At 68.9% G+C, this 24,919-nt stretch carries 22 protein-coding genes; 12 read left to right on the forward strand and 10 right to left on the reverse strand.

The window, feature by feature from the left end; translation table 11 throughout:
- Nucleotides 1–3: 3 nt before the first annotated feature.
- The 7 genes from ABNQ39_RS28810 to ABNQ39_RS28840 form a co-directional block, all read right to left on the reverse strand.
- A complete protein-coding gene (locus ABNQ39_RS28810) occupies nt 4–453 on the reverse strand; it encodes a hypothetical protein (RefSeq protein ID WP_098735796.1) in 450 nt (149 codons plus the stop codon).
- A complete protein-coding gene (locus ABNQ39_RS28815) occupies nt 453–1,250 on the reverse strand; it encodes an SPOR domain-containing protein (RefSeq protein ID WP_376964993.1) in 798 nt (265 codons plus the stop codon). The genes ABNQ39_RS28810 and ABNQ39_RS28815 overlap by 1 nt, the downstream gene beginning before the upstream one ends.
- A gap of 256 nt (nt 1,251–1,506) precedes the next feature.
- Nucleotides 1,507–2,088, reverse strand: a complete 582-nt coding sequence (locus tag ABNQ39_RS28820) for an SPOR domain-containing protein (protein ID WP_376964995.1) — start codon at nt 2,086–2,088, stop codon at nt 1,507–1,509.
- A complete protein-coding gene (locus tag ABNQ39_RS28825) occupies nt 2,085–2,684 on the reverse strand; it encodes a lytic transglycosylase domain-containing protein (RefSeq protein ID WP_376964997.1) in 600 nt (199 codons plus the stop codon). Before ABNQ39_RS28825 ends, ABNQ39_RS28820 begins: the two co-directional genes overlap by 4 nt.
- Complete coding sequence (locus tag ABNQ39_RS28830; RefSeq protein ID WP_376964999.1) at nt 2,681–4,765, reverse strand: PP2C family protein-serine/threonine phosphatase; 2,085 nt, start codon at nt 4,763–4,765, stop codon at nt 2,681–2,683. The genes ABNQ39_RS28825 and ABNQ39_RS28830 overlap by 4 nt, the downstream gene beginning before the upstream one ends.
- Nucleotides 4,762–6,690, reverse strand: a complete 1,929-nt coding sequence (locus tag ABNQ39_RS28835) for a hypothetical protein (RefSeq protein ID WP_376965001.1) — start codon at nt 6,688–6,690, stop codon at nt 4,762–4,764. Before ABNQ39_RS28835 ends, ABNQ39_RS28830 begins: the two co-directional genes overlap by 4 nt.
- 3 nt (nt 6,691–6,693) lie before the next feature.
- Entirely contained in the window at nt 6,694–7,470 is a 777-nt protein-coding gene (locus ABNQ39_RS28840; protein WP_376965003.1) for a hypothetical protein, read from the reverse strand.
- A gap of 159 nt (nt 7,471–7,629) precedes the next feature.
- Here ABNQ39_RS28840 and ABNQ39_RS28845 point away from each other — a divergent pair, with 159 nt between their 5' ends.
- The 12 genes from ABNQ39_RS28845 (at nt 7,630) to ABNQ39_RS28900 (ending at nt 21,827) form a co-directional block, all read left to right on the forward strand.
- Nucleotides 7,630–9,057, forward strand: coding sequence for a tetratricopeptide repeat protein (locus ABNQ39_RS28845; RefSeq protein WP_376965005.1), 1,428 nt, complete (start codon nt 7,630–7,632; stop codon nt 9,055–9,057).
- A 12-nt stretch (nt 9,058–9,069) separates the two neighbouring features.
- The gene (locus ABNQ39_RS28850; RefSeq protein WP_376965007.1) at nt 9,070–9,381 is read left to right on the forward strand and encodes a hypothetical protein; all 312 of its coding nucleotides are present in this window, start codon (nt 9,070–9,072) and stop codon (nt 9,379–9,381) included.
- A 118-nt stretch (nt 9,382–9,499) separates the two neighbouring features.
- The gene (locus ABNQ39_RS28855) at nt 9,500–10,063 is read left to right on the forward strand and encodes a hypothetical protein (RefSeq protein ID WP_376965009.1); all 564 of its coding nucleotides are present in this window, start codon (nt 9,500–9,502) and stop codon (nt 10,061–10,063) included.
- A gap of 206 nt (nt 10,064–10,269) precedes the next feature.
- Nucleotides 10,270–10,812 carry a type VI secretion system contractile sheath small subunit gene (gene tssB / locus ABNQ39_RS28860; protein WP_109451193.1) on the forward strand — a complete coding sequence of 181 codons (543 nt, stop codon included), beginning with the start codon at nt 10,270–10,272 and terminating at the stop codon, nt 10,810–10,812.
- Nucleotides 10,813–10,858: 46 nt separating this feature from the next.
- Entirely contained in the window at nt 10,859–12,328 is a 1,470-nt protein-coding gene (tssC, locus tag ABNQ39_RS28865; protein WP_211100112.1) for a type VI secretion system contractile sheath large subunit, read from the forward strand.
- A gap of 47 nt (nt 12,329–12,375) precedes the next feature.
- Nucleotides 12,376–12,885, forward strand: a complete 510-nt coding sequence (locus ABNQ39_RS28870; protein ID WP_098735784.1) for a type VI secretion system tube protein Hcp — start codon at nt 12,376–12,378, stop codon at nt 12,883–12,885.
- 142 nt (nt 12,886–13,027) lie between these two features.
- The gene (gene tssE, locus ABNQ39_RS28875; protein ID WP_376965012.1) at nt 13,028–13,513 is read left to right on the forward strand and encodes a type VI secretion system baseplate subunit TssE; all 486 of its coding nucleotides are present in this window, start codon (nt 13,028–13,030) and stop codon (nt 13,511–13,513) included.
- 1 nt (nt 13,514) lies between these two features.
- Complete coding sequence (gene tssF, locus ABNQ39_RS28880) at nt 13,515–15,311, forward strand: type VI secretion system baseplate subunit TssF (RefSeq protein ID WP_376965014.1); 1,797 nt, start codon at nt 13,515–13,517, stop codon at nt 15,309–15,311.
- The gene (tssG, locus tag ABNQ39_RS28885; RefSeq protein ID WP_376965016.1) at nt 15,275–16,312 is read left to right on the forward strand and encodes a type VI secretion system baseplate subunit TssG; all 1,038 of its coding nucleotides are present in this window, start codon (nt 15,275–15,277) and stop codon (nt 16,310–16,312) included. Before tssF ends, tssG begins: the two co-directional genes overlap by 37 nt.
- Complete coding sequence (tssH, locus tag ABNQ39_RS28890) at nt 16,309–18,954, forward strand: type VI secretion system ATPase TssH (protein WP_376965018.1); 2,646 nt, start codon at nt 16,309–16,311, stop codon at nt 18,952–18,954. The genes tssG and tssH overlap by 4 nt, the downstream gene beginning before the upstream one ends.
- 52 nt (nt 18,955–19,006) lie before the next feature.
- The gene (locus ABNQ39_RS28895) at nt 19,007–21,124 is read left to right on the forward strand and encodes a type VI secretion system Vgr family protein (RefSeq protein ID WP_376965020.1); all 2,118 of its coding nucleotides are present in this window, start codon (nt 19,007–19,009) and stop codon (nt 21,122–21,124) included.
- A 10-nt stretch (nt 21,125–21,134) separates the two neighbouring features.
- Complete coding sequence (locus tag ABNQ39_RS28900; protein ID WP_376965022.1) at nt 21,135–21,827, forward strand: toxin-antitoxin system YwqK family antitoxin; 693 nt, start codon at nt 21,135–21,137, stop codon at nt 21,825–21,827.
- A 30-nt stretch (nt 21,828–21,857) separates the two neighbouring features.
- Here the strand turns inward: ABNQ39_RS28900 and ABNQ39_RS28905 are convergent, their stop codons facing one another.
- The 3 genes from ABNQ39_RS28905 to ABNQ39_RS28915 form a co-directional block, all read right to left on the reverse strand.
- Nucleotides 21,858–22,247 carry a DUF4280 domain-containing protein gene (locus ABNQ39_RS28905; protein WP_376965024.1) on the reverse strand — a complete coding sequence of 130 codons (390 nt, stop codon included), beginning with the start codon at nt 22,245–22,247 and terminating at the stop codon, nt 21,858–21,860.
- Nucleotides 22,248–22,352: 105 nt separating this feature from the next.
- Nucleotides 22,353–23,489, reverse strand: coding sequence for a hypothetical protein (locus ABNQ39_RS28910; RefSeq protein WP_098735776.1), 1,137 nt, complete (start codon nt 23,487–23,489; stop codon nt 22,353–22,355).
- 306 nt (nt 23,490–23,795) lie between these two features.
- Nucleotides 23,796–24,731, reverse strand: coding sequence for a DMT family transporter (locus tag ABNQ39_RS28915; protein ID WP_376965026.1), 936 nt, complete (start codon nt 24,729–24,731; stop codon nt 23,796–23,798).
- Between the last annotated feature and the right edge of the window lie 188 nt (nt 24,732–24,919).

A 24,919-nucleotide genomic window follows, 5' to 3' on the forward strand; every position in this document is an offset into this window, starting at 1 on the left:
ACGTCAGGGAGCAAGTTCGACATCCTTGTCGCCGACGGAGAGGGAAAGCGTGCGCGTGTCGGGCACGCGCAAGCGGTGCGGTCCGGGGGTGGCGTAGTTGGCGTAGACGAGGATCGCCCAGGCCGCCTCGCGGTCCGACGGAAGCTGGGCGTCGAGCTTCTGGCCGGGCACCAGCTCCCAGCTCGCGATGTCCAGGGTCGAGGGGTGGTCGCGCCGGTACTGCTCGCGCTTGGCGAACCAGTCGGCGGCGGTGAGAGCCGTGAGCTGATCGACCAGCGCCTTGTCGCGGATCGACACCACGTCGATGGCGACCGGCGTGCTGTCGTTAGCGGCGGGTGCGACGGTGAACGACACGGTGTTCAGCCAGGCCGCCGGCTTGTCGGCACAGGCGCCGAGAAGCAGAAGAAGGGCCAAGGGGATGGCGAGGGCAGCATGGGAACGTCGAAGGGACATCAGGACCGTCCTCCCGGCTCGGCAAGGGTGACGACGGTTCCGGCGACGCCGCTGGACCGCTTGATGGCGTCCGCGGCGGCGGTCGCCTCGTCGGTGGTGGCGAAACGGCCGCTGCGCACGGCATAGGGTGTCGTGGCCCCGCCGTCGGGCGCGTAGGAGACGGCGGCGGAGACGCCCCGCTGGCCGGCGGCATCGGCGAAGCTCTCGGCATTGGCCTGGTTGGCGAAGCGGCCCAGCTCGACCGCAAAGCTGCGCGTGGGGGCCGGATCGCCCGCCTTCGCCCCTTGCCCCCCTTGCCCCGTCACCTGATCGAGCCCGTTGAACAGACGATCCTCGACGCCGTTCTCGACGCCGTAGGACAGCTTGCTGCGCGCCTGGAAGGAGGCGCGGTTCACCGACTTGGCCATCGGAGCGGCCATCCAGGAGGGAAGGAAGCGGCCGGCGGCAGCGAGCGTGCCGTGGGCGAGCGGGTCCAGCACACTCTCCGCCACGCCCGAGACGGTGTCCGCGGCGCGGTCGGCGGTGGCCTTGACCGCCTGTTCGGTCTCGAACCGGCGCGAGATGGAACTCATGCCGACGGTGTCGGCGACGCCGGCAAAGCGCCCGTCGCCGGCCGGTGCGGCGGCAGGGGCGACACCCGGCGCGGCACCGGGGCCGGTGGCGACCTGCGTCGCCGGCGCCGGCCCCATCGTCGCCACGGCGATCCCGACGCCCAGCAGCATGGCGACAACCATGAGCACGACAACGCCGATGGCCAGCCCGGCCACCTGTCCCCGCCCCAGCGTAATCGTCGTCATCGCCATCGCATCCCGAGCGAAATCCTGTTCCGAGAGCCCGTCGGCCCGGATCGTGGCAATTGAAGCATCAAGCCGCCGGAATCACGCCCTCTGTCTGGTTCGTTCTGGCGTAGTCCGCAGGGGCGGACCGGACGCTGTCCCGAAGGCCTATTTCCGGCATGGGCGAAAGTCCGCATCCCATGCGTTTCCGCGGGGTTGGGGCATACATCCAATGTGGAGCATTCAACTTCCGCGGCAGGTCGCGGAACACTGCCGGTCAGGGCGGGGCGGCAGTAGCGGCAGGGGATGTCTCGCCGACCACCACGCCGCCGATCCCCGCTACCCGCTCATACTCCGGCCGGCGGGCCTCGGCCTGCCACAGGTCGGCGAAGCTGCCGGCGCGCACGCGCAGCCAGGGCCGTCCGCCGGCGTCGACCGTCTCGATGATCGACACGGGCAGACCGCGCTCCTGCATCACCCCGGCAAAGGCCTTGGCATTGTCGGGCGAGCGGAAGGCGCCCAGTTCGACGGCGTAGACCGTGCCGCCCTTGGCCGTTACCGCCGCGGGCCTCACCGGGATGTCGGGCGGTGGGATTTCCCCCGGTGCGCCCTTCGCATCCTTGGCATCCTTCCCGTCCGCGGCCTTCGTTCCGGCCGGGGCGTTGGCAGAGGCGCTGGCGGGCGCGCCGGCCTGAGCAGTACCGTTGGCCGTCCCTGCGGCACCTCCTGCCGGCGCCGGACCGTCCTTGGCGGCTTGGGCGGTGACGCCCGGAAGCCCGCCGCCGGCCAGATAGTAACCGCCGCCGAAGGCCACCACCAACAGCAGCAGGACCAGCATGGCAAGGAGGAGCTTCTTCATCGCCCCTCCGCCGAGACGGTGCGGGCAGCGGCGCACAGGCCGTCCATCGCCGAGGTCTCGCGCTGGTAGCCGAGACGGACCCGCCAGCCCAGAACCCGGCACAGGTAGACGTCCTGCGCCTGGGTGTTGCCGGCGCCGGCATGGTAACGGCGCACCGCCTCGGTCCAGGAGCCATGGCGGTCATAGAGCAGGCGCAGGAAGGCCGCCGCATAGGCGACATTGGTGGCCGGGTCGAGAATATCCTCGCCGAAGCGGAAGGCGCGCGCATGCCAGCGCGTGTGCACCTGCATGCAGCCGACCGCCATGTCGAGGCGCAGCGACCCTGCCCCGTCGCCCATCAGCGCCAGCGCCTCGCCGCGGCTTGCCGGAAAGGCCGGGGCACCGCCCAGGTTCAGCGCCCAGGGCCAGGTCGCACCGCCGCGGCCGGACTCGGTCATGCCGATGGCGTGCAGGATGCCGGTGGGGATGCCATAGGCCGCCTCGTTCGCCGCGAAGTAGCTCTCGCACGGGTGCTGCGCCCGCGCGGCCCCGGGGAAAGCGAGCAGCACGAGAAGCGCGAGTGCCGCCGCCGCGTGGGCACGCATGCCGGCCGTCATGCCCGCACCCGCACGGCGAGGCAGGTGCGGTCGCGCGCCATCGGAACGGTGCGGCCGCCGGCATGCTCGAACAGCGCCGCCTGCACGGCGGCGACCGTGCTGTCGGCCGACAGATCGTCGAGACCGCTCAGCACATCGCCCATGTGGGTGCGGCCGAACGGCACGTCGAAGCGGTTGGTGCCGTCGAGCAGACCCGAACCGCACAGAACCAGCGTGCTCGGCACCGGCAGGTCGAATGCGGTCTCGGCGACCGTCAGGCCGGCATCCAGCCCGAGCGGCGGGTTCTCCGCCACCGGCAGATCGACGACATCGCCCAGGCGGCGGGCAAGGAACGGGGCCGGCACGCCGGCACCGGCGAAGACGAAGCGGCGATTGCGCAGGGTCACCACGCCCATCGCCAGCCCGATCCGCAGCCCCGCCGCATTGTCGGCGGCGAGCAGGCGGTTGGCGCCGGTCAGGCAGGCCCCCGGACCGAGCCCGGCGGAGGCCAGCGCGCGCACGGCGGTGCGGGCGGTCACCGTCATGAAGCCGCCGGCCAGACCGCCGGCCAGACCGCCACCCGACACTTGGCCCAGCAGCACCACCAGCGTGTCGTCGTCGGCCAGGAAGAAGTCGTAGAAGCTCCCATCGAACTCCACCGCCGGCAGCAGCAGGCCGGCCGCCGCCAGATCGGGGCGGGCCGGCAGGCCGGCCGGCAGGATCGCCTCCTGCATGCGGCGGGCGATCTCGAACTGCTTTTGCAGTTCCACCAGTTCGGTCTTGGTGTCGAGCGAGGCGCGAAGCTGCACGACCATGCCGTCCAGGGCGGCGTGCTGGCTGCGCACGCGCTCGGCCATCACCTCGAAGGCGACCGCCAGACCGCCCGCCCCGTCACCGCCCGCCCCGTCGCCGCGGCCGGTGACGGACTCGATGCGGTCCAGATCCCCCAACAGTTCCACCCGGCCCTGGTCGGGCAGGGTTTCGGCCATCCGCAGCATCTGCTTGCGGATGAAGGACTGCTGACGCAGCCAATGGCGGCCACGCCGCGCCTCGGCATCCTGAAGGGCGCGGCTGCGGTTGCGGAACACCTCCACCGTGCGGGCGAGCCGGCCCGCCTCGTCGCTGCGCTCGGCGCCGAGCACCGCCACGTTGGTGTTGCCGTCGGCCAGCGCCGACAGCGCCGAAAGCGACGCGTGGATCGGCGCCAGGGAGCGGCGGAAAAACCACTCCAGACCGAACAGGCTGGCCGCCAGCACGGTCATCAGCACCAGGATGGCGCTGGTGTCGAACAGGCTGGTCGCCATGTCCTCCAGCGTGGATTCGCGCGCCACCACCAACGCCAGCGTGTTGCCGCCGGCAGGATCGGCGAGGCGAAGGGTGCGGACCTCGAAGCTGCGGCCGGATCGGTGGACCTTCGCATGGTCCCCGCCACCGCCTCCCAGGGACGGCTGGATGTCCTCCCAGGGCAGGGCGCCGGCACGGTCGTAAAGCGCGCCGGTGCCGTCGACCAGATAGGCCGAGCCGCCAAGGACGCGGGCAAGGACCGTGAGGCTCGGCTGCACGGTGCGCAGCGCAAGGACGACGCGGTCGGCCGGCCGCGTCTCGCCGAAGGGTGCCGCCACCATGTGCTGCACGGCACCACCGACGACGACGAGGCCGGTGTAGGCATCGTTCTGCGCCAAAACCTGGGCGACCCGCCGTTCGTCGATGAGGCGCATGTCGGTCGGCGCCGGCACCGATATCAGCGGTTGCCCGACGCTGTTGACCAGCGCCGCCGAGGAAAAGCCGAGCAGCGGCAGCCGGGCCGCCGCGGCTTGGCCGTTGTTGCGGTCCATCGCCGCGACCAGCAGCGGGTCGGCCGCCGCCCGCTGCATGACGACGGCCTCCTCCTCCATCAGGCTTTCCCAAAGCCGCTGGGCGACGCGGGTCTCCTCCGCCACACGGCGCTCCGCGGTGCGGTCGCCCCACAGCACGGAGAACAGGACCGCCGTGGCGAGCACCGCCAGCACCGCGCCGGCGGCGAAGACGAACATCCGCCCGCCCAAACCTGCTCCCATATTGCCGGCACCCGTAGTGCCGGCTCCCATGATGCCCATCCTCATGCCGCCGCACTCCCTTCCGCCGCAGCGGCCGGCACGGTCCGGCGATCCAGCAGGACGCGCCGCAGCGCGAGCGCGATGGGCGGCAGCAGGGCGACCGTCACCACCAGCCCGGCCGAGGCCGCGGCGACGCCGGCATTGCCGCCAAGCAGCAGCGGCAGCCCCATTCCGGCCAGAAGCGCCATCGCTCCGCGCAGCGCGACCAGACCGCCATTCTCGCCGCCCGCCGCCAGCGCGGCATGCCCGGCCCCGAGCGCCGCAGCGACGGCCAGCGCCGTGCCCGGCCCGGCCACGGCGGACCCCAACGCCAACGCGCCGGCCGCCAGGGCGGTGGCGGACAAGGACAGCAGCACTGCGGCCGCCGGCCGGGGCGAGAGCGCCACCACCGCAATCGCCGCCAGCCACGCGGCACCGCCGTGGAACCAGATGAACTCGGCGCCCTGGCGGACACCGGGGGTGCCGGCCACCTGCGGCATGGCGGCGTAGGCCAGGGCAAGGCCGGTGACCAGCCACAGCGCCCAGCCCTTCGGCGCGGGCCGTCCGCCGCTCCACCAGCGGTCGAGGGTGAAGATCTGGCGCAGAATCAGGGGAGCCCGGCGCGCCGACGCGACGCGCTCCACACGCAGGGCGACCAGCAGGCCGACGGCGGCCGACAGGGCTCCGATGCCCATGACCGGTCCGGTGCCGATGCTCGCGGTGCAGAGGATGGAAATTCCCGCCCCAGCGACCAGCCCCCCGGTGGCCGATACTCCGAGATCGGCGCCGAGCGTGTCGAGGATCGGCCGGATGGTCTGCACCGACAGGCCGGCGCCGATGCCGCCTAGGACCGCCGCGGCGAGCAGCAGGTCGCGGCCAGGGTCCGACAAAGTGGTCACGCCCCAGGCCACCAGCGCGGCGAGCGTCACCGCCAGCCCGTACCGCCCGACGACGCGGGCGAAGGGGGCCGCGAGCGCGATGCCCAGCGCCGTCGCCGCCAGGGCGGTGTCGAGGGGCAGGCGCTGGGCGGCGACGCCGGCAAGAATGGACAGGGCCACCGCGGCGAAGAAGACGACGGCGTGCGGCAGCGGGTTGCCCGCGACGGGCGGCAGCGCCGCGAGCCGGTCGGGCGAGAAGCGGCCCAGCCGCTCGATGCGGGCGATCAGCGGCTCGACCTCCGCCGCCGCATCCGGATTGAAGCTGAGGTCGCGGACCTCGGTCAGGTAGGCGTGCGCACGGGCGAAGCGGTCGTTGACGCCGATCACCAGCCGGTTCATTTCCGCCAGCAGGCCGCCGATCAGGCTTTGGTCCACCGGCGGAGCGATCCGGTCATAGACGCGCCGGGCCACCACCGCGTCGAGCCCGCTGGCATAGCCGAGCGGCGCGACCAGCTGCGTGTGCACGAGCATGCGGAGAAGCAGAGACCCGCCCGTCAGCGCGATGGTCAGCGCCACCGCGAAATCGATGAGGATGCGCCGGGTGTTCGCCGGCTGCGCCAGGGCCTTCCGGCCGAGGATCACCTCGCCGGACTGCGTCGCCCCGGTCCGCAGGGGATAGCGTTGCACCGACAGGTGGAAGGCCGCCCAGTCGGTCTCGGCAGGGGACAGGCGCGCCGACAGGTCCGGCCGCCCGGTGGTCGCCTTCTGGAACAGAGTCTTGCCATCGGCGTCGGCGATCAGCACCAGCTCGATCTCGGGAACGATGTCGGAGAGTTCCTCCAGATAATCGTCCATGCCGGCCAGACGGTTGAGCGGCAGCCCGAGGCCGAGCGCCTTTTCGAGGTCCTGCACCAGGGCCTGGCCGACGATGTCGGTGCGCGTCGCCGTGCCGCGGTCGGCCAGATTGGCGGCACCGACCAGCGCCGCCGCCAGCGTGGCGATCCACGGGATGACGACGACCGCGACCAGCAGGGGCACGAAGCGGCGGACGGGGTGCTCGGATCCAAACAGCATTGGTTATGCTCCCGACGTGCCGCGGGGGGGCGCATCGTCGATGCGCGCCGCCTGTTCCTCGGCCTGCTCCAGGCCGTGCAGGACCACGCCGAGAGCCTGCCCCGCCGGGCGCGTCTCGGCGTTGGCGGGCTCCGCCCCCATCAGCCTCTGGCACTGCGCCTCGTAGAACGCCTTTAGCTTCAAAACGGAACGATGGGTCTCCCCGATCAGCAGGCGGGTGCCCAGCGCCGCCAGCACGGCGACCAGCATCAGGAACACGAGGGTGACCGTCGCCGTCTCGCGCAGCGCCGTCAGCACCTCGACCCGCGCATCCTCCTGCGCCGCATGGCCGAGAATGGCGCCGCCCACCGCGCCCAGGGCATCGAGCACCGGCACGCCGATGACCATGCCGTCGCGCCCCTCATGGCTCCACGGATCCGCGGGAGACGCTGCGACGATGCCGATCCACGAGGCCGGAACCGTCGCGCCGACCATTTCCCGCGCGGTGCTGAAAAGCACCGTGCCGCGCGCGTCGACGACATGCAGCGCCACGCCGCTGCCGACGCCGGTCGCCAGTTCGATGCGGCGCTGGAGGTCGGTCTGGTGGGCCAGCGGAATCCCGATGGTGGCGCGTTCGGCCGCCGCGGCGGCGACGCGGTTCGTCAGCGCCGAGAGCCGCGCGGCGATCTCGCTGGTGTGAGCCTCGGCCACCGCGTTGTGGAAGGCGAACAGGGTGAAGACCTGACCGCCGACCGCGCAGAGCCAAAGGACGAATGCAAGGCGCCCGAAACCGAAGAGCATGGCTGGCCTCCTGGTTCGGCTATAGCCGGATTCCGGCGCCGGAGCGCCTGAAGATTGGCCCATGTTGGTTCGATCTGCTTTTGCGGCGGCATCGGGGGTGCGGTATGCCCTTTGTCACGGCATAGGCCGGAATATCAGTCTTTCTCGGAGGGGACCGCCATGGACGAAGCGTCCGCCGCTATGGCACCCACAACGGCGCCGCCAAGTGTCGCCGGAACACCCTCCCCCCGTCATGCCCCGTCTCTCCACCCCCCCTCAGTCCAGGCCGGCGAGATCCCGGACGAAATCCGGGCGAAGGTGGAGGATGGCACAGCCCTGCTCCGCCAGGGGCGCTTCGCCGAGGCCGCCGACCTGTTCGGCGACGCCATCGCCGCGCAACCCGACTGGCCGATGCCCTACAACAACCTCGCGGTCGCGCTGCGCGGCATGGGCCGGTTGGACGAGGCGCTGCTCGCCTGCGCCGCCGCGCTGCGCCACCGCCCCGACTATCCCGAGGCCTTCGCCAACCTCGCCCGCATCCTGCTGGCCCAGAACCGCTACCGCGACGCTGCCCTCGCCGCCGAGCAGGCGGCCAAGCTGCGCCCGGACCACTCGGCGATGCATGCCCTGCGTGCCATGGCCCTGTTCAAGGACCAGGCGCCGGCGGAGGCGCTGCCCGTGTGCCGCGCCGCGCTCGCCCTGGATCCGGCGGGCACGGAAGTCCTGGCGGTGCAGGCCCAGGCGCTGGACGCCGTCGGCCGGTCGGCGGAGGCCCTGTCCGCTGCGCGCCGCGGGGCGGCGCTCGACCCGTCGCGGCGGGAATCGCTGATCGTGCTGGGATCGCTGCTGGTGAACCGCAATCACCGCGACGAAGCGCTGGGGGTGTATCGCCGGGCGATGGAGATTGATCCCAACGACACGGTTCTGGCCCATCTCGTCCATGCCATCGCCGGAACGACCTCGGCCAAGGCGCCGGAGGCTTATGTCGCCAACGTGTTCGATTCCTACGCCGACCGTTTCGACGAGCATCTGGTCAAGACGCTCCAGTACAAGGCGCATGAGATCGTCGCCCGCACCGCGGTCGCGGCCCTGCCCGCGGCATTGTCGGCGGATGGCGGTGCGCGGATTCTCGACATCGGCTGCGGCACCGGCCTGTGCGGGCCGATCCTGCGCCCGGCGGCATCCCGGCTGGTCGGGGTCGATCTGTCGGCGCGCATGCTGGACAAGGCGCGCGACCGCGGCCTCTACGACCTGCTGGCGCAGGCCGAACTCGTCCAGTTCATGACCGGCACGGACGAACGCTTCGATGCCGTCGTCAGCGCTGACGTGCTTTGCTACATCGGTGACCTGACCGAGGTGTTCCGGGCGGCGGCGGGCGTGCTGGGACCGGGCGGGCTGCTGGCTTTCACGGTGGAGCGGCAGGAGGAGCCGGGTTACCGGCTGACCCTGAGCGGCCGTTACGTCCATGGCCTCGACCATCTGCGAAGCAGCGCGCGCGGCCTGTTCCGCGCCAGGACCATCGACAACGTGATCCTGCGCACCGAAGCGTCGGTTCCGGTCCACGGCTATCTCTGCATGTTCCAGCGGCTTCCTCATGCCGTTCATTGACCGGGCGGCGCGTTGAGCCGGGACAAGCGCCTGCGGGCGGTGCTTCCGCGTCTGGGCAGCGAGGCGGCAGGCGAGCGGATTGCCGCGCTGGCGGCGCTGGATCGGCTGATGCCAGCGGGCCAGACGCTGCAGCAGGTGATCGAGGTCGGGCTGTTCTACCTCGACCGCCGGGGGGTGGATGCATCGCCCATCGAGGAGGTCGGCCGCCTGCGCAGCGCCGTACAGGCCGCCGCCCGCCGCGACGAACAGCAACGCGGCCGGATCGCCGCGCTGGAGGCGGCGATCCGCGATGCGCTCGCCCAGCTCCGGCAGACACGGGACTGAGTCTTACAGGTCATTCATGGTTTCACTCACACTTCGGGGTCGCCCTTTGTCCTCCATCGTCGTGCCCTGCCAGCATTCCCTGAGGTCGGCCGTCGAGGCGGCAGCGGTCGCCCGCGGCATGACGACATCGCAGCTAATCCGAGCGTTCCTGACGGTCATGAGCCCCGACGTGCTGGAGGCCCTGCCGGATCCGGGGGAACCCAACCCGGTGGACGTGTCGTACCGGCGGGTGACGCTGAAGAACGGACGCACCCGGCGGGTGCGCGTGGTGCCGAAGCTGAGGCTGCGCTACCCGGTCCGCCTGGACCATGCGACGGTCCGCAAGGCGGCGTGGGCGGCGGCGACCATCGGTGCGTCCGACGGCGCGCGTCTGGTCACGTCGGGCGAACTGGCCGCGGTGGAAACCGAGATGAGCCGCTGCCGCCTGCGCCTGGAGCAGTTGACCTCCGCGCTGGAGACGCTGGCCTTCCGTCCGCTCCAGCAGCCGATCCTGAAGCCCTGGCAGGCGACCTATGTGCTGGGATTCACCCACGAGTGGGGCCTCGATCCGCAGGCGGTCAACAGCCGCTTCCGCACATTGGCGCCGATCTACCATCCCGACACCGGCCTGCTGTCGAGCGCGGAACGGATGAGCCAGCTGGTGGAAGCGCGCAACTTCCTGCTGCGGCACCTGCGCCGGTAACTCCGTACCGGCGCGGGGCTTCCCGCCGGAATGGAACAGGCCGAAAGGCCGGTTGCGGGGTAATACCTCCGAAACGGAGGTGTTACCGGGGGATGCCAGCCAATTGGGGCCTATCTCGGCTGGCTAAGATTGATTGTACTCCGAATGATGGCGGGGCTAACGCGCGGCGCAGGGCGCGCATGGATTCATTGCGAGGTGGTGAGGTCATGACCGAGAGCATCCAGAAGAAATTGGAGCGCGTCCGTCCGCCGCGCGTCAAGCTGACGTACGAGGTTCACACCGGCGGCGCCACCGAGATGAAGGAGCTTCCGTTCCTCGTCGGCGTCCTGGCCGACCTCAGCGGCAAGCCGGAAAAGCCGCTGCCGAAGCTGAAGGAGCGGAAGTTCGTCGAGGTCGACCGCGACAATTTCAACGACGTTCTGGCCTCCGCCGCTCCGAGGCTGGCGTTCCAGGTCGACAACAAGCTCCAGCCCGACGGCGGCAAGCTCAACGTCCTGCTGAACTTCGACGACATGGGCGATTTCGAGCCGGTCCAGGTGCTGAACCAGGTGCCGGCGCTGGCCCGCCTGTTCGAGGCCCGGCAGAAGCTCTCCGACCTGCTGGCGAAGCTGGACGGCAACGATGAGCTGAGCGGCCTGCTCAACGACGTCATCTCCAACACCGAACAGCAGGATGAGCTGAAGAAGCTCCTCGGCCCCACGGAAACGGCCATGGCGCCGGTTCCGACGGAAGAGCCGCCGGCCGCCTGACGGCCGCCCATCCGCTGATACGGAACGCATTCACAGGAGTGCCCAAGTGACTACGGAAATGTCCGTCGAGAGCACCGCCAGCGCCAGCCTGCTCGACCGCATGATGGTCGAGGGCAAGATGGCGCGTGAAGAAGGCCAGCGCCCCTACGCCCGCGATCTGCTGTCCGAGTTCGTGGATCAGGTCGTCGCCGAGACCGGCGACGCCGTCGCCGTGGATGTCGTCGAGGCGATCAACCACCGCATCGCCCAGATCGACGAGCTGATCAGCCTTCAGCTCAACGAGGTGCTGCACCATGAGGACTTCCAGAAGCTGGAAGCCACCTGGCGCGGCCTGAACTACCTCGTCACGAACAGCGAGACCGGCAAGCAGCTCAAGATCCGCGTGCTGAACAGCTCGCGCAAGGACCTGCAGAAGGATCTGGACAGCGCGGTCGAGTTCGACCAGAGCGCGCTGTTCAAGATGGTCTACGAGGCCGAATACGGCACGCTCGGCGGCACGCCCTACAGCGTGCTGATCGGCGACTACGAGTTCGGCCGCCATCCGCAGGACATGTCGCTGATCGAGAAGATCTCGAACGTCGCGGCTGCGGCCCATGCGCCCTTCATCGCCGCCGCCTCGCCCAAGATGTTCGACATGGACAGCTTCTCCGAGCTGTCGGGTCCGCGCGACCTGTCGAAGATCTTCGAAACCGCCGAGATGACGAAGTGGCGTTCCTTCCGCGCGTCGGAAGACTCGCGCTACGTCGCGCTCGTCATGCCGCACACGCTGCTGCGCCTGCCCTACGGCCCGAAGACGGTGCCGGTGGAAGGCGTGAACTTCGTGGAGGACGTGGACGGCCGCGATCACTCCAAGTACCTGTGGGGCAACGCCGCGTGGGCGCTCGGCGCGCGCATCACCGACGCCTTCGCCAAGTATGGCTGGACGGCGGCCATCCGCGGCGTCGAGGGCGGCGGCCGGGTCGGCGGTCTGCCCACCCACACCTTCAAGACGGACGAGGGCGACGTCGCGCTGAAATGCCCGACCGAGATCGCCATCACCGACCGTCGTGAAAAGGAGCTGAACGACCTCGGCTTCATTTCGCTGGTGCACTGCAAGAACACCGACTATGCGGCGTTCTTCGGCGGCCAGACGGCCAACAAGCCGAAGGTGTACAACACCAACGAGGCCAACGCGAACGCGCGGCTCTCGGCGATGCTGCCCTACATGCTCGTGTCCTCGCGTTTCGCGCATTACCTGAAGGTCATGCTGCGCGACAAGATCGGCTCGTTCACGACCCGCGGCAACGTGCAGAGCTACCTGAACACCTGGATCGGCAACTACATCCTGCTGGATGACGACGCCTCCCAGGACATGAAGGCGCGCTTCCCGCTGCGCGAGGCCCGCGTGGACGTCTACGAGGTGCCGGGCCGTCCGGGCGTTTACCGCGCCAACGTGTTCCTGCGCCCGCACTTCCAGCTCGAAGAGCTGTCGGCTTCGATCCGGCTGGTGGCCGAGCTGCCGGCGCCGGAAGCTTGACCCCGGCCCCGACCGTCCAACGCCCATCTGTTTAGGAGTTCATCACCATGTCAATGGTCATCCTGGAGATCCCCGAGGTCAAGGGCGAGTGCCGGGTCAAGACGAAGCAGGTCGACTTCACCGACATGATCCTGTGCGAATCGCTCGCGCAGGACATGGAAGTCGAGATGGAAGTCACGACCAACGCGCGGCGCACCGTCCACACGCCGAAGGTCAACAACATCACGCTGGAGCGCAAGTGGGACATCGCGTCCCCCAAGCTCATCAGCCTGCTGCTGCGGGCCGGCGTGAAGGGCGAGACCTGGAAGATCCACTGCGTCAAGCCGCTGGGCGACGACGAGTTCCAGTGGGTCGAGTTCCTCACCCTGGAGCTGACCAACCCGCTTCTGTCGAAGCACTCGCTGAGCGTCAGCGAGGGCGACACCACGGAGAGCCTGGAGATCAACGCCACGAAGATCACCTGGGTCTACAAGCAGTACGACGAGAAGCAGACCAGCCAGGGCGGCGGCGGCGTCTCGTTCGACCTGCTCACCGGTGCGGTCGGCGGCGCGAGCTGAGACTCTGCGGCATGAGCCCCCGGCAACCGCCGGGGCCATGCCGTGGCGGAAACGGTTGCCCCCTCTCTCGCTCCGCAAGGGAGGGGCAAGCGTGGCAACGCCGCGGGCAAGCGGACGACGACAAGGGATCGAAAGGCCGGTAATGACACAGTCCAAGGCGATGAACGGCGGGCGCACGCTGCTCTTCGAGCGCCTGATCGATTTCGAGCCGGACGACCCGTCGACCGACGATCCGTCCATGATCGTCATGTCCATGCCCGACCTGACCGCGTCCATCCAGCGGGAGATCCAGCGTCTGCTGGACAGCCGCACCGCGGGCGAACGCCGGACCGACACCGGCGGCACCGTGATGGAATACGGATTGCCGGACTTCGGCGAGATCCACCCGCGCTCCTTCACCGACCGCCGCCGGGTGGAGACGGTGGTCCGCCATGCCATCCTCGATTTCGAGCCGCGCCTGCTGCGGCCACGCGTCGTCGTGATGCCGGGCAAGGGCAACGGGACGCTGACGGTGGAAATCTCCGGCGAAGTGGCCGCCGGGACCGTCGTCGAGCCGCTGTTCTTCTCCGTCAATCTCGGCGCTGCATCCCAGGCGCCGACCGCCGGCCTCGCCGCCGGGACGGATTGACATGCGGCGCGAGGATCTCCTCGAACATTACGAGCGCGAACTGCTGTACGTCCGCCGGGCGGGCGAGGCGTTCGCACGCAGCTACCCGAAGATCGCCCGGCGCCTGGCGCTCGGGCCCGACCAGGCGGCCGATCCCAACGTCGAGCGGCTGATCGAGTCCTTCGCGTTCCTGACCGGACGCCTGCAACTCAACCTCGACCGCGAATTTCCGCGCTTCACCGAAGCGCTGCTGGGCATCCTCCACCCGCAGCTGGTGGCGCCGGTGCCGCCGATGGGCATCGCCCAGATGGAGCCGGCGGCCGGCAACGGCCAGCTCACCGGCGGCTTCACCGTGCCGCGGGGCACGGCGCTGCACGCCTTGGCGGAAGGATCGGCGCGCTGCCGCTTCCGCACCGCCTACGACGTGACCCTGTGGCCACTGGCGCTGACCGAGGCCGCGGTCGAGCCGACCGAGCGCTACGACTTCATCGACGGCGGCGAAGCCGCCTCGGTCCTGCGCCTGCGGCTGGAAACCTGCAATCAGGTCTTCGAGAACCTGCCCGTCGAGAGCCTGAGGCTGTTCCTCAACGGCGAGCCGGTGCTGAACGCGGCGCTGCACGAGATGCTGCTGTGCGGCATGGTCGAGGTCGTCTACCTGATGCCCGGCAAGCCGCCGGTGCGGCTGCGCGGCGACGACCTGCTCCGCCCCGTCGGCTTCGAGCCCGACCAGACCGTGCTGCCGCACCCGCGGCACGCCCAGCCGGCCTACGGCCTGCTGCAGGAGTATTTCGAGTTCCCGCAGAAGTTCGACTTCTACGATCTGGCGCTGCCGCAGGGCCGGCTGTCGGGAACCGTGGTGGACGTGCTGATCCTGGTGTCGCGCCCGCTGCCCAACCGGCTGACGGTGCGCCGCGACTGTTTCCGGCTGGGCTGCACGCCGATCGTCAACCTGTTCACCCGCTCGGCCGAGCCGGTGCGGCTCAACCACAAGCGCACCTCCTACCGCGTCGTCGCCGACGCCATGCGCGAGCGGACCACCGAGATCCATTCGGTGCTGGAGGTCACGGGCATGCGCGACGCCGACGGCGCGCGCCGCACCTATGTGCCGCTGTTCTCCTTCCAGCATGCCAACGCCGATGCCGATCCGCGCGGCTTCTGGCTCGCCGCGCGCGAGCCGACCCAGCGCGAGGACATGCCGGGCACCGACGTCTATCTCAGCCTGCACCATCTCGACCTCGACCCGGCGGAACCGGCGGACGAGACGCTGCTGGTGCGGGTCGCCTGCACCAACCGCGGGCTGGCGGAACAGGTGCCGGCCGGGGCGGTGCTGATGATCGAGGAAGCGGCCCCCATCGCGTCCATCCGCTGCCTGAACAAGCCGACCGCCGGGCGTCCCGCCCCCATCGGCGGCACATCGGCTTGGAAGCTGGTCTCGCACCTGTCGGTCAACCACCTCAGCCTGACGGGCGATCCGGAGGGGCTGCGGGCGCTCCAGGCCATTCTCGGGCTCTATGCGCCGGACGACGTGATGGCGCAGAACCAGCTGCGCGGCCTGAACGCGCTGTCCTCGCGGCCGGTCCTGCACCGCATCGGCCAGGATGCCTGGCGCGGCTTCGTGCGCGGGCTGGAACTGACGCTCGACATCGACGAGCGCAACTTCGTGGGCACCAGCCCGCTGGTGTTCGGCGGGGTGCTGAGCCGCTTCCTCGGCCTCTACGTCAACGTCAACGCTTTCGCCCAGCTCCGGCTGCGCTCGGTGCAACGAGGGGGGATCTGGAAGACATGGCCACGCCTGGCAGGCAATCAGCCCGTCCTCTGATCGAGGCGCTGGAGGCCGAGCCCTGGGGGTTCGACCTGTTCCAGGCCATCGCCTTGCTGGAACGCGCCGCACCGGACCGCGAGCCGCTCGGGTCGGGCATCGATCCCGACCGCGAGGCCGTGCGCATCGAGCATGACGCCACCCTCGCCTTTCCGGCCAGCGACGTGGTGTCGGCGCGGCAGGACAAGGACGGGCGCGGCGTCGTACGCTCGCCGGTGCTGGGGCTCGGCGGCACGGGCGGTCCCCTGCCCTATGTCGCCACCGAGATGATGCTGGAGCGCGTGGCCCGCCACGACACGGCGGGCGCCGCCTTCTACGACATCTTCAACCACCGCCTGATGTCGATCCTCTACCGGACGCGTCAGGGCAGCCTGCCGCTGCTGGAGCGCGATCCGGAGCGGTCGCTGCTGGCGCGGGCGCTGCGTTCGCTGGTGGGCATCGGCACCGGTCATCTGGAGGAGCGGCTGCCGGGTGCGCCCGACCGCATGCTGCTGGCCTTTTCCGGCATCCTGTCTTGCCGCGTGCGCTCCGCCGCCGGGCTGGAGACGATGATCGGCGCCATCTTCCAGGTGGAGGCGCGGGTCAAGGGCTTCGTCGGCCGCTGGCTTCCCCTGGGCGAGGAGGCGACGACCGTCGTCAGCGCCGGGCGGCGGGGACGCAACAACCGGCTGGGCCAGGATGTGGTGGTCGGACGGCGCGTCTGGGACCAGCAGACCTGCTACGATATCGAACTGAAAATGGACTCGCTGGAACGCTACCGCGACTTCCTGCCCAGCGGCCGCCACCATGCCACGCTGTGCGCCCTCGCCCGCTTCCACAGCGGCGACGGCATGGATTTCCAGATCTCCCTGGTGCTGAGCCCGCCGATGGTGCCGCGCACCCGCCTTTCCGCCCGCGACGGCAGCCTGCTCGGCTGGACGTCCTGGCTGCGCTTCCCCAACTCGCCGAGCCGGACACCCGGCCAGCTCACTCTTCAGCCCGCGACCGGAGGCAGCCCGTGACCGCCGACATCAAGACCCTGATCGGAAAGCTCGACCGCGACGGCCGCAAGGTGCTGGAACGCGCCGCCGCGCTGTGCGTGTCGAACACCCATTACGACGTCGAGGTCGAACATCTGCTGCTCAGTGTCCTGCGCGCCAACAGCAGCGTCGTGGCCGGCATCCTGCGCCATTACAACGTCGATGCAGCGCGGGTCGAGGCCGAGCTGAACGCGGCGCTGGAGAAGATCCGCCGCGGCAACACCCGCACCCCCGCCTTCTCGCCGCGAGTGCCGGAGCTGCTGGAGAACGCGCTGCTCACCTCGGTGACGCATCTGGACAGCCCGCAGATCCTGGTGCCGGCCCTGCTGTGGGCGGCGGTCGCCTGCGATTCGGTGCGCGCGGTGGTCGGCGAATCGGCGCCGTCGCTGCTTGCCATCCCGCGCGACCGCACCGCCACCGACCTGCCGGAACTGGTGCGCATGCTGCGCAGCGACACCAAGCTCGGCGAGGCGTCCTCGGCAGCGGCGCCGGGGCAGATTGGCGCACCGCTCGGCGACGCGCCCTCGCCGCTGGCCTCCGGCCAGTCGATGCTGGACCAGTACACCGTCGACCTGACGGCACAGGCGCGGGCCGGCAAGATCGATCCGGTGATCGGCCGCGACCGCGAAATCCGCCAGGTCGTCGACGTGATGATGCGGCGGCGGCAGAACAACCCGATCCTGGTCGGCGACCCCGGCGTTGGCAAGACCGCCATCGTCGAAGGGCTGGCGCTGCGCATCGCCGAGGGCGACGTGCCGGAGCCGCTGCGCGGCACGGCGATCCGCACGCTGGATCTCGGCCTTCTCCAGGCGGGCGCCGGCGTCAAGGGCGAGTTCGAGAACCGGCTGAAGTCGATCATCAAGGAGGTGGCGGCCTCCGCCGTGCCGACGGTGGTCTTCATCGACGAGGCCCACGCGCTGATCGGGGCCGGCGGGGCGGCCGGACAGGGCGACGCCGCCAACCTGCTGAAGCCGGCGCTCGCCCGCGGCGAGTTCCGCACCATCGCCGCCACCACCTGGGCCGAATACAAGAAATATTTCGAGAAGGACCCGGCGCTCGCCCGCCGTTTCCAGCCGGTCTCCGTTCCCGAGCCGGACGAGGCCGCCGCCGCCGCCATGCTGCGCGGGCTGGTGCGCCGCTTCGAGGAACACCACGGCGTGCGCGTGCTGGACGACGGCATCGCCGCGGCGGTGAAGCTGTCGGCGCGCTACATCCCGGCGCGCCAGCTTCCCGACAAGGCGATCAGCGTGCTGGACACCGCCTGCGCGCGGGTGGCGGTCGCCCGCACCTCCAAGCCCGAAGCCGTCGAGACCCTGGAGCGCGAGGACCAGATGCTGGCCCGCGAGGCCGAGCGGCTGGAGCGCGAGGCCGGCGCGGCGCACGAGGCCCGTCTGGCCGGCATCGCCACCCGCCGCCGTGCCGTCGCCGGGGAGCTTGCGGCGCTGACCGGGCGCTGGAACCGCGAGGCCGAACTGGTGAAGGCCATCGACGAGGCGCTGACCGCCGGCAGGCAGGCCGACGCGGTGGCGGCGGAGGAGCGGCTGGCCGTGCTGCGCGGCGACGACGCGCTGGTGCCGCACCGGGTCGACGGCGGCGTGGTCGCCGCGGTGGTGTCGAACTGGACCGGCATCCCGGTCGGCTCGATGTCCAAGGACGATGTCGATGTCGTCGTCGGGCTGGAGGAGCGCATGGAGGCGCGCGTCGTCGGCCAGCCGCAGGCCCTGCGCGCCATCGCGCGGGCGGTGCGCGGCTACCGCGCCGGCCTGAACGAGCCCAACCGCCCCATCGGCGTTTTCCTGCTGAGCGGTCCCAGCGGCGTCGGCAAGACGGAAACCTCGCTGGCCCTGGCAGAGCTGCTGAACGGTGGCGAACAGAGCCTCATCACCATCAACATGTCGGAATACCAGGAGTCGCATGCGGTGGCGACCCTGCGCGGCGCCCCGCCGGGCTATGTCGGCTACGGCAGCGGCGGCGTGCTGACCGAGGCGGTGCGGCGCCGTCCGCATTCGGTCATCCTGATGGACGAGGTGGAGAAGGCCCACCCGGACGTGCTGGACATGTTCTATCAGGTGTTCGACAAGGGCGTGCTGGAGGATGGCGAGGGGGTGGAGGTCGATTTCCGCAACACGCTGATCCTGCTGACCAGCAACCTCGGCGATGTGGAACTGACGGAACTCGGGCGGGCGCGGCTCGATGCCGGCGAGATCCGCGAGGCGCTGGAGGAGGGTATCGAGGCCATCTCCGATTCGCTGCGGCGGCGCTTCCGGCCGTCGTTCCTCGGTCGCCTGACGGTGGTGCCCTACTATCCCCTCAGCGAGCAGCAGGTCCGCGCCATCGCCCTGATGAAGGTGGACAAGTTGCGCAAGCGCACCGAGGGCAATCGCGCCGCAGCACTGACCGTGGCCCCGGCGGCACTGGACGCGCTGGTGCGGCGGGCCGTGCATTCCGATGCGGGCGCCCGTATGATCGACACCCTGCTGTCGGAGTTCGTGGTGCCCGAAGTGGCCATGCGGATCCTCGATCAGGTGGCTGCCGGACAGCCGGTGGGGGCGATCCGGGTCGATTGCGACAGCGACGGGCGTTTCACCGTGACCGTTGGAGCCGCGGAACCGGCGCTGGCCTGACCGGCGGCGGGACGGGGCGAGGCAGCACGAGGTAAGGCGGCACGAGGGAAGAATGAGCGAGCGTTTCTCACAGGCCCAACAGCACCTGTCGATCTCGACTCCGCTCGGACCCGACAAGCTGATCCTGCGCAACATCGTGGGCGAGGAGCGGCTGTCGGCGCTCTTCTCCTACCGGGTGACCATGCTGTCGTCGGACGACGACATCGACTTCGACCAGATCGTCGGCAAGCCGGTGACGGTGACCCTGACGCTGGGCGACGGCACCTCCAAGCGCTACATCAACGCCATCGTCGGCCGCATCGAGCTGACGCACATCGACGACCGCGATTCTTCCGCGCATTACGAGGCGGAGCTGCATCCCTGGCTGTGGATGCTGACCCATTCCGGCGATTGCCGCATCTTCCAGGAAAAGACGGTGCCGGAAATCGTCGAGGCGGTGATCGGCTCCACAGGCACCATCAAGACGGTGCTGAACGGCACCTACGCCACCCGCGAATATTGCGTGCAGTACCGCGAGACCGACTACAACTTCATCGCCCGGCTGCTGGAAGAGGAAGGCATCTTCTATTTCTTCGAGCATGCCGACGGCGAGCACAAGCTGGTCCTGGGCGACGGCGACAGCGCCTTCACCACCAGCGCGCTGGTCTCCACCTACGAGTATCGCGGGCACAAGGCCTACGACAACGAGGACAACGTCATCACCCAGCTCGGCGTCGAGCGGCGGGTGACGACCAAGAGCGTCGGGGTGGACAGCTATCACTTCGAAACGCCCGCGACCGACCTCTACGCCACGGCGGAGGGGACTGCCGGCACCGGCACGATGAACGACTATGCGGTGCGCCACACGGTCTCCGCCGACGGCGAGCAGATCGCCCTGGTGCGCCAGCAGGCACTCGCGTTCGCCAGCCAGCGCATCCGCGGCGGCGGAAACTGCCGCGGGATGGAGGCCGGCACCAAGATCACCATCTCCGGCCACCGCAAGGACTCGCTCAACGCCGAGATGGTGCTGAACTCCGTGCGCATCGACGGGGCGACCAACCGCTTCGTCGCCACCTTCACCGGCTTCCCGTCGGCCCACCCCTTCCGCCCGCTCAACACCGCGCAGAAGCCGCGGATCCATTCGACCCAGACCGCCAAGGTGGTCGGCAAGTCGGGCGAGGAGATCTGGCTCGACCAGTATGGGCGGATCAAGGTGCAGTTCCATTGGGACCGGCTCGGCACCAACGACGAGAAAAGCTCCTGCTGGGTCCGGGTGGCACAGGGCTGGGCCGGAAAGAATTACGGCATCATGTTCTTCCCGCGCGTCGGGCAGGAGGTGGTGGTCACCTTTCTGGACGGCGATCCCGACCGGCCGCTGGTCACCGGCGCCGTCTACAACGCCGACCAGACCGTTCCCTACACGCTGCCCGACGATTCCACAAAGAGCACCATCAAGACGCAGACCTCCAAGAACGGCACCGGCAAGTTCAACGAGATCCGCTTCGAGGACAAGGCCGACAACGAGGAGATCTTCGTCCAGGCCCAGAAGGACATGAACATCAAGGTCCTCAACGACCTGACACGGCTGGTCAAGCATGACGAGATCGAGACGATCGAGAACGACAGCACCATCGACGTCAAGAACGACCGCAAGCTGACGGTCAAGAACAACCATACGATCACCGTGTCCGAAGGCAACGAGACGCACGCGATTTCGAAGGGCACCCGCGACCTGTCGGTCAAGGGCAAGGAGACGCACCTCAACAACGACGACTTCGAGCACACCGTCGACAACAACTACACGCTGACGGTCAAGGGCAACCTGACCATCGACGTGACCGGCGACATCGTGATCAAGGGCAAGTCGATCAAGCTGACGGCGACCTCGGCCGACATCGGCATCAAGGCGGCGACCGGCATCGAGATCAAGGCGGGCACCTCGCTCGACGTCAAATCCGGCACCGCGATGACCGTGAAGGCCGGGACCGGCATGGAGATCGACGCCGGCATGGGGCTGGACATGAAGGCCGGCATGGGCGCCACGCTCAAGGGCGGGACGACGCTGGACCTCAAGGCGGGGCTGGCTCTCACGGCCGAGGGGCTGACCAGCACGGTGAAGGGGTCGGCAACGGCCGAGGTGAGCGGCGGCGGCATGCTGACGCTCAAGGGCGGCGTGGTGATGGTGAACTGAGATGACGGACATGGACTCTCCAACCGACACCCCCAAGGCCGCAGGCCCCATCGAGATCAGGGTCGAGGAGCGCGACGCGCACGGGCGCATCGTCCAGTCCGGACGGCTGGTGGACGGGGTGTTCGACGGCGATTTCATCCGTTATGGAGAGACCGGGCGGCCGGCGATGCGGGCCCGCATGCGCGGCGGCGCCATGCACGGCGAGACACGTCACTATGACGATAACGGCAACATCGTGCAGGTCGCCGACTATGTGAATGGCGTGCTGCACGGCACCTCGACCTTCTACATGCAGGGGCGGCTGGTCTGCCGCATGAGCTACCATGGCGGCGAGTTGGAAGGACCGTCCGTTTACTTCGCCACCAACGGCATCGTGGCGGCCGTGGTACAGTACCGTGCCGGCAAGCGCGAGGGCGAGTCGGTCTTCTACAGCCCCAATGGCGCGGTTCTGCGCCGGGAGACTTACGCCGCCGACCGCCTGCACGGCCCGACCGCAGGCTTTTTCGAGAGCGGAGCGGTCAGCGAGCAGGCGTTCTTCCAGGACGGGCTGCTGGAGGGGGAGTTCCTGCGTTTCTTTCCGTCCGGCAAGCCGATGCAGCGCGGCGTCTATCGCCAGGGCGTCCTGGTGGAGCCGTTGCGGACCTTCTCGGAAGGCGGGAAGGAGACCGGCGCGATCCCGCCGCCGAAGCCGCCGGGGCGATAGCGCCGGACGGTTCGGTGCGGCAGCCGATGCTCAGGGGATCATTTCGGTGAACTGACCGGGCAGCGTGATCTGGATGACGCCCCCGAAGCTGCAGATGCATTTCGAACTGTTGTTGAGCGCCGGCATCTTGCCGACCAGAACGGTCGGGCAGCCGGGTACCCAGGGGGCGGCCGTCACCGGCGTGCAGGGGATGGGCGTCAGCACACCGAAGGCCGCCGCGGTGGCGGCGGCCACCGCCGGGTTGGCCATGCTCATGCACATGCCGAACGGCAGGACATTGACGAACGGCTTGCTGTCCATGATGTTGGCGGCCGGGACCTTGGAACTCATCACCGCGCTGGCGGGAAGCACCATGAGGCTCGACGGTGCGGCGCCGAAGCTGCACATCGTCATCGCGCCCATGACTGCCTGCATTCCCATGATGCGTCCCCTTTTCCCGTTCGCTGCGGTCCATCCCCGGAAGAAAGCCCGGAGCCTGTCCAGCGCCGCTCCAGGCGCCGAACAGACTCCGATATGGCATAGGCGTCAGCCGCCGGCCAGCTTGACGATCTGAAGCGTCGTCGAGACGATGGTCTTCAGGGTCGAGCCGATGGTGACGATGGTCTCGAGCGTCTCCTTCGTCACGCCGATCTTCTCGAGCGGCTTGCCGCGCAGGTCCTTGTAGCAGACCAGGTGGCCGGTCATCTGATCGTAGAAGACGTCCTTCGTCTTGATCCGTGCCTGCAGCTCGTGGATCTTGTCGAGCGTGAAGGTCACCTTCTCGCCGAGGATCTTGACCAGAGCATCGGCCTGCTTGGAGAGCTTCTCCTTCTCCAGCTTCTCGATCTGGGTCATCATCTTCTTGGCCTGATCGTAGAGCTTGTCGGACTGCTCTTCCATCTTGCCGGTCTTGGCATGGTATTCGAGCAGCAGCTTCTCCATGCCGCCGACCGACTTAACGAACGGCACGCCCAGGATCGCCGCCACCTCGCGCGCGCCCGCCTTGAAATTCAGGTCGCCGCTGCTGTAGGCCGACGCCAGCGTGTCATCGGTCTTGCGGATGTCGGTCTCCGCCTTCTCGATGTCGCGGGCGAAATTGTGAATGGCGAGCGCCATGGTGACCGCGGTCTTGCCGATGCTGGCGACGGTCGTGCAGATGCCGATGATCGCCATCGGGGTGGCACCGCCCGCCGTCACCGCCGCGACACCGACGCTGACGCCGGCCGACACGGTGCTGGCAAGAATGCTGATCGACCCCAGCACCATGCTCTTGGCGAACTTCAGCTTGAACGACTTCAGGTCGGACTTCTTGCTGGCATAGGCGTCCCACGCCTTTTCCACCGCCTTCAGCGCCAGCCCCGACTGTGCCTCGGTGAACTGCTTGCACATGACGTTGATCGTCTTCTCGCGCTCGGCCAGCTCTTTCTCGCTGGCGGGCGGCTTCTTGCCCAGATTGGCGTCAAAGTCCTGGAGAGCCCCCTGGATGTCCTTCTTGGACTTGTTGAGCTGCTCATAGGCCGCTTCGATCAGCTTCTGGACAATGATCTTGTCCTTGTCGATGGCCTTCTGGAGATCCTTCGGAACCTCCTTCAGATCCACCTTCGCGACCATGGCAGGCACCTTCATGTGCTTGGTCTTGAGCCCTGCGGAAAAATCCATCTCGGCGATCTGAATGCCGGCCATCGGGTGCTCTCCAGTGTTGGTCCGTTTCTCCCGCATCAGTATCCACACTGGCAGCGCCACTTCGACCGGGACTTGCTCCGAACTGGACTGTTGGATAATCCATTTCCGGAACAATCCACCGCCGCAAGGTAACGGTTCAAAGGAAATTCTGCCGCAATTGAGGATTGCGCTTCCGGCTACTTTGAAAATGAAGGACCGTTCTCCGCGCGGATTGGGACCGGCCGCCCCCGTTACCAAGGCCCATCTTCGGCCGCAAGTCCCCCGGCCAATCAGGATTTCCTGCATGGGTTCGCTTGGTGCTGCCGATCAGCGTGCCCGTGCGGAAAGGGCGATGCCGCCACCGATCAGCGCCACGCTCAGCAGCACGCTCAAGCTCAGCCGCTCGTTGTCGAAGACCGCGCTCAACAGCAGCGCCGTGACGGGTACGAGGCAGACGATCTGCCCGGCTTGGCTGGCCGGCATCACCGACAGCGCCTTGCTCCACCACCAATAGCAAAGCCCGGTGGCGATCAGGCAGTTGTAGGCGATGACCGTCAACAGCGAACCCGACCAGTTGATCGGGCGCGCCGTTTCAGCGAACAGTGCCAGCGGCGCCATCACCGCCGCGCTGGCGGCGACCTGCCAGAAGATCTGGGTCCAGAATGGCGTGCGCCACAGCCGTCGGCGATAGAGCGTCGCCCCCAATGCCCAGCTGATCGCGCAGCCGATCAGGAAGCCGTTGCCGATCAGCGCGTTGACGTCGTTCCAGTTCACCAGCGCCGGGTTGAAGAAGACGACCACCCCGGCGAAGGTCAGCAACGCCGCCGCGGCTTGCCGCTTGGAGATGCGCTCGCCAAGCAGCAGCAGGCCGAGCGGCAGCGTCCACATCTGCATGGTGTAGGCAAGCACCGACGCCCGGCCCGGCGAGACAAACTGCAACCCGATGTTGCTGAGACCCATCATGCCGCCGACCTGCAGCAGGCCGACGACCGCGATCATCAGCCTCTCGCCGCGGTGGGGCAGCAAGGGAAAGCGCAACAGCGGCGCCAGCAGAGCCAAGCTTACTATGGTGCCGACCAGCCGGACGGCACAGAAAGCGAGCGGTCCGATGTCGATCAGCGCCAGCTTCATCAGCGGCCAGTTGGCGCCCCAGAACAGGACGACGCCGGCAAGCTGCAGGTAGATTGTCGGGCCGGGTTCCGTCCCGGCCGCCGTCTGGCGGGCCGTCCCGTTTCGCCTGCCGCCCGCCGTTTCGTCCATCATGACCGGCCGCTTTCTTTAGGTTGCAGAGCATGCTAATTCGGCAGACTGACAATCAGCCCTGCATTCCTCTGGCGGCAGCCGTGCGTCGAGGATTCCTGTCTCCAGGCACGGCGTGCCCCTGAAGTTAGCGCAGCCCGAAACAGCGAAACGCCCCGGTTCATTCGAACCAGGGCGCTTTTTTAAGGTGT

Origin of the sequence: Azospirillum sp. A26 (genome assembly GCF_042604635.1) — a bacterium.
In the GTDB taxonomy this organism is placed as follows: Bacteria; Pseudomonadota; Alphaproteobacteria; order Azospirillales; family Azospirillaceae; genus Azospirillum; species Azospirillum palustre.

Bases quoted from the DNA above. Each gene is read 5' to 3' on its own strand.
- ABNQ39_RS28845 (WP_376965005.1), top strand. From the start codon at position 7,630: ATGGACGAAGCGTCCGCCGCTATGGCACCCACAACGGCGCCGCCAAGT.
- tssG (WP_376965016.1), top strand. From the start codon at position 15,275: ATGGCCACGCCTGGCAGGCAATCAGCCCGTCCTCTGATCGAGGCGCTG.
- ABNQ39_RS28820 (WP_376964995.1), bottom strand. From the start codon at position 2,088: ATGAAGAAGCTCCTCCTTGCCATGCTGGTCCTGCTGCTGTTGGTGGTG.
- ABNQ39_RS28905 (WP_376965024.1), bottom strand. From the start codon at position 22,247: ATGGGAATGCAGGCAGTCATGGGCGCGATGACGATGTGCAGCTTCGGC.
- ABNQ39_RS28910 (WP_098735776.1), bottom strand. From the start codon at position 23,489: ATGGCCGGCATTCAGATCGCCGAGATGGATTTTTCCGCAGGGCTCAAG.
- tssE (WP_376965012.1), top strand. From the start codon at position 13,028: ATGACACAGTCCAAGGCGATGAACGGCGGGCGCACGCTGCTCTTCGAG.
- tssF (WP_376965014.1), top strand. From the start codon at position 13,515: ATGCGGCGCGAGGATCTCCTCGAACATTACGAGCGCGAACTGCTGTAC.
- ABNQ39_RS28830 (WP_376964999.1), bottom strand. From the start codon at position 4,765: ATGAGGATGGGCATCATGGGAGCCGGCACTACGGGTGCCGGCAATATG.
- ABNQ39_RS28840 (WP_376965003.1), bottom strand. From the start codon at position 7,470: ATGCTCTTCGGTTTCGGGCGCCTTGCATTCGTCCTTTGGCTCTGCGCG.
- ABNQ39_RS28835 (WP_376965001.1), bottom strand. From the start codon at position 6,690: ATGCTGTTTGGATCCGAGCACCCCGTCCGCCGCTTCGTGCCCCTGCTG.
- ABNQ39_RS28815 (WP_376964993.1), bottom strand. From the start codon at position 1,250: ATGACGACGATTACGCTGGGGCGGGGACAGGTGGCCGGGCTGGCCATC.
- ABNQ39_RS28870 (WP_098735784.1), top strand. From the start codon at position 12,376: ATGTCAATGGTCATCCTGGAGATCCCCGAGGTCAAGGGCGAGTGCCGG.
- tssB (WP_109451193.1), top strand. From the start codon at position 10,270: ATGACCGAGAGCATCCAGAAGAAATTGGAGCGCGTCCGTCCGCCGCGC.
- ABNQ39_RS28915 (WP_376965026.1), bottom strand. From the start codon at position 24,731: ATGATGGACGAAACGGCGGGCGGCAGGCGAAACGGGACGGCCCGCCAG.
- ABNQ39_RS28810 (WP_098735796.1), bottom strand. From the start codon at position 453: ATGTCCCTTCGACGTTCCCATGCTGCCCTCGCCATCCCCTTGGCCCTT.
- ABNQ39_RS28855 (WP_376965009.1), top strand. From the start codon at position 9,500: ATGACGACATCGCAGCTAATCCGAGCGTTCCTGACGGTCATGAGCCCC.
- ABNQ39_RS28900 (WP_376965022.1), top strand. From the start codon at position 21,135: ATGGACTCTCCAACCGACACCCCCAAGGCCGCAGGCCCCATCGAGATC.
- ABNQ39_RS28825 (WP_376964997.1), bottom strand. From the start codon at position 2,684: ATGACGGCCGGCATGCGTGCCCACGCGGCGGCGGCACTCGCGCTTCTC.
- ABNQ39_RS28895 (WP_376965020.1), top strand. From the start codon at position 19,007: ATGAGCGAGCGTTTCTCACAGGCCCAACAGCACCTGTCGATCTCGACT.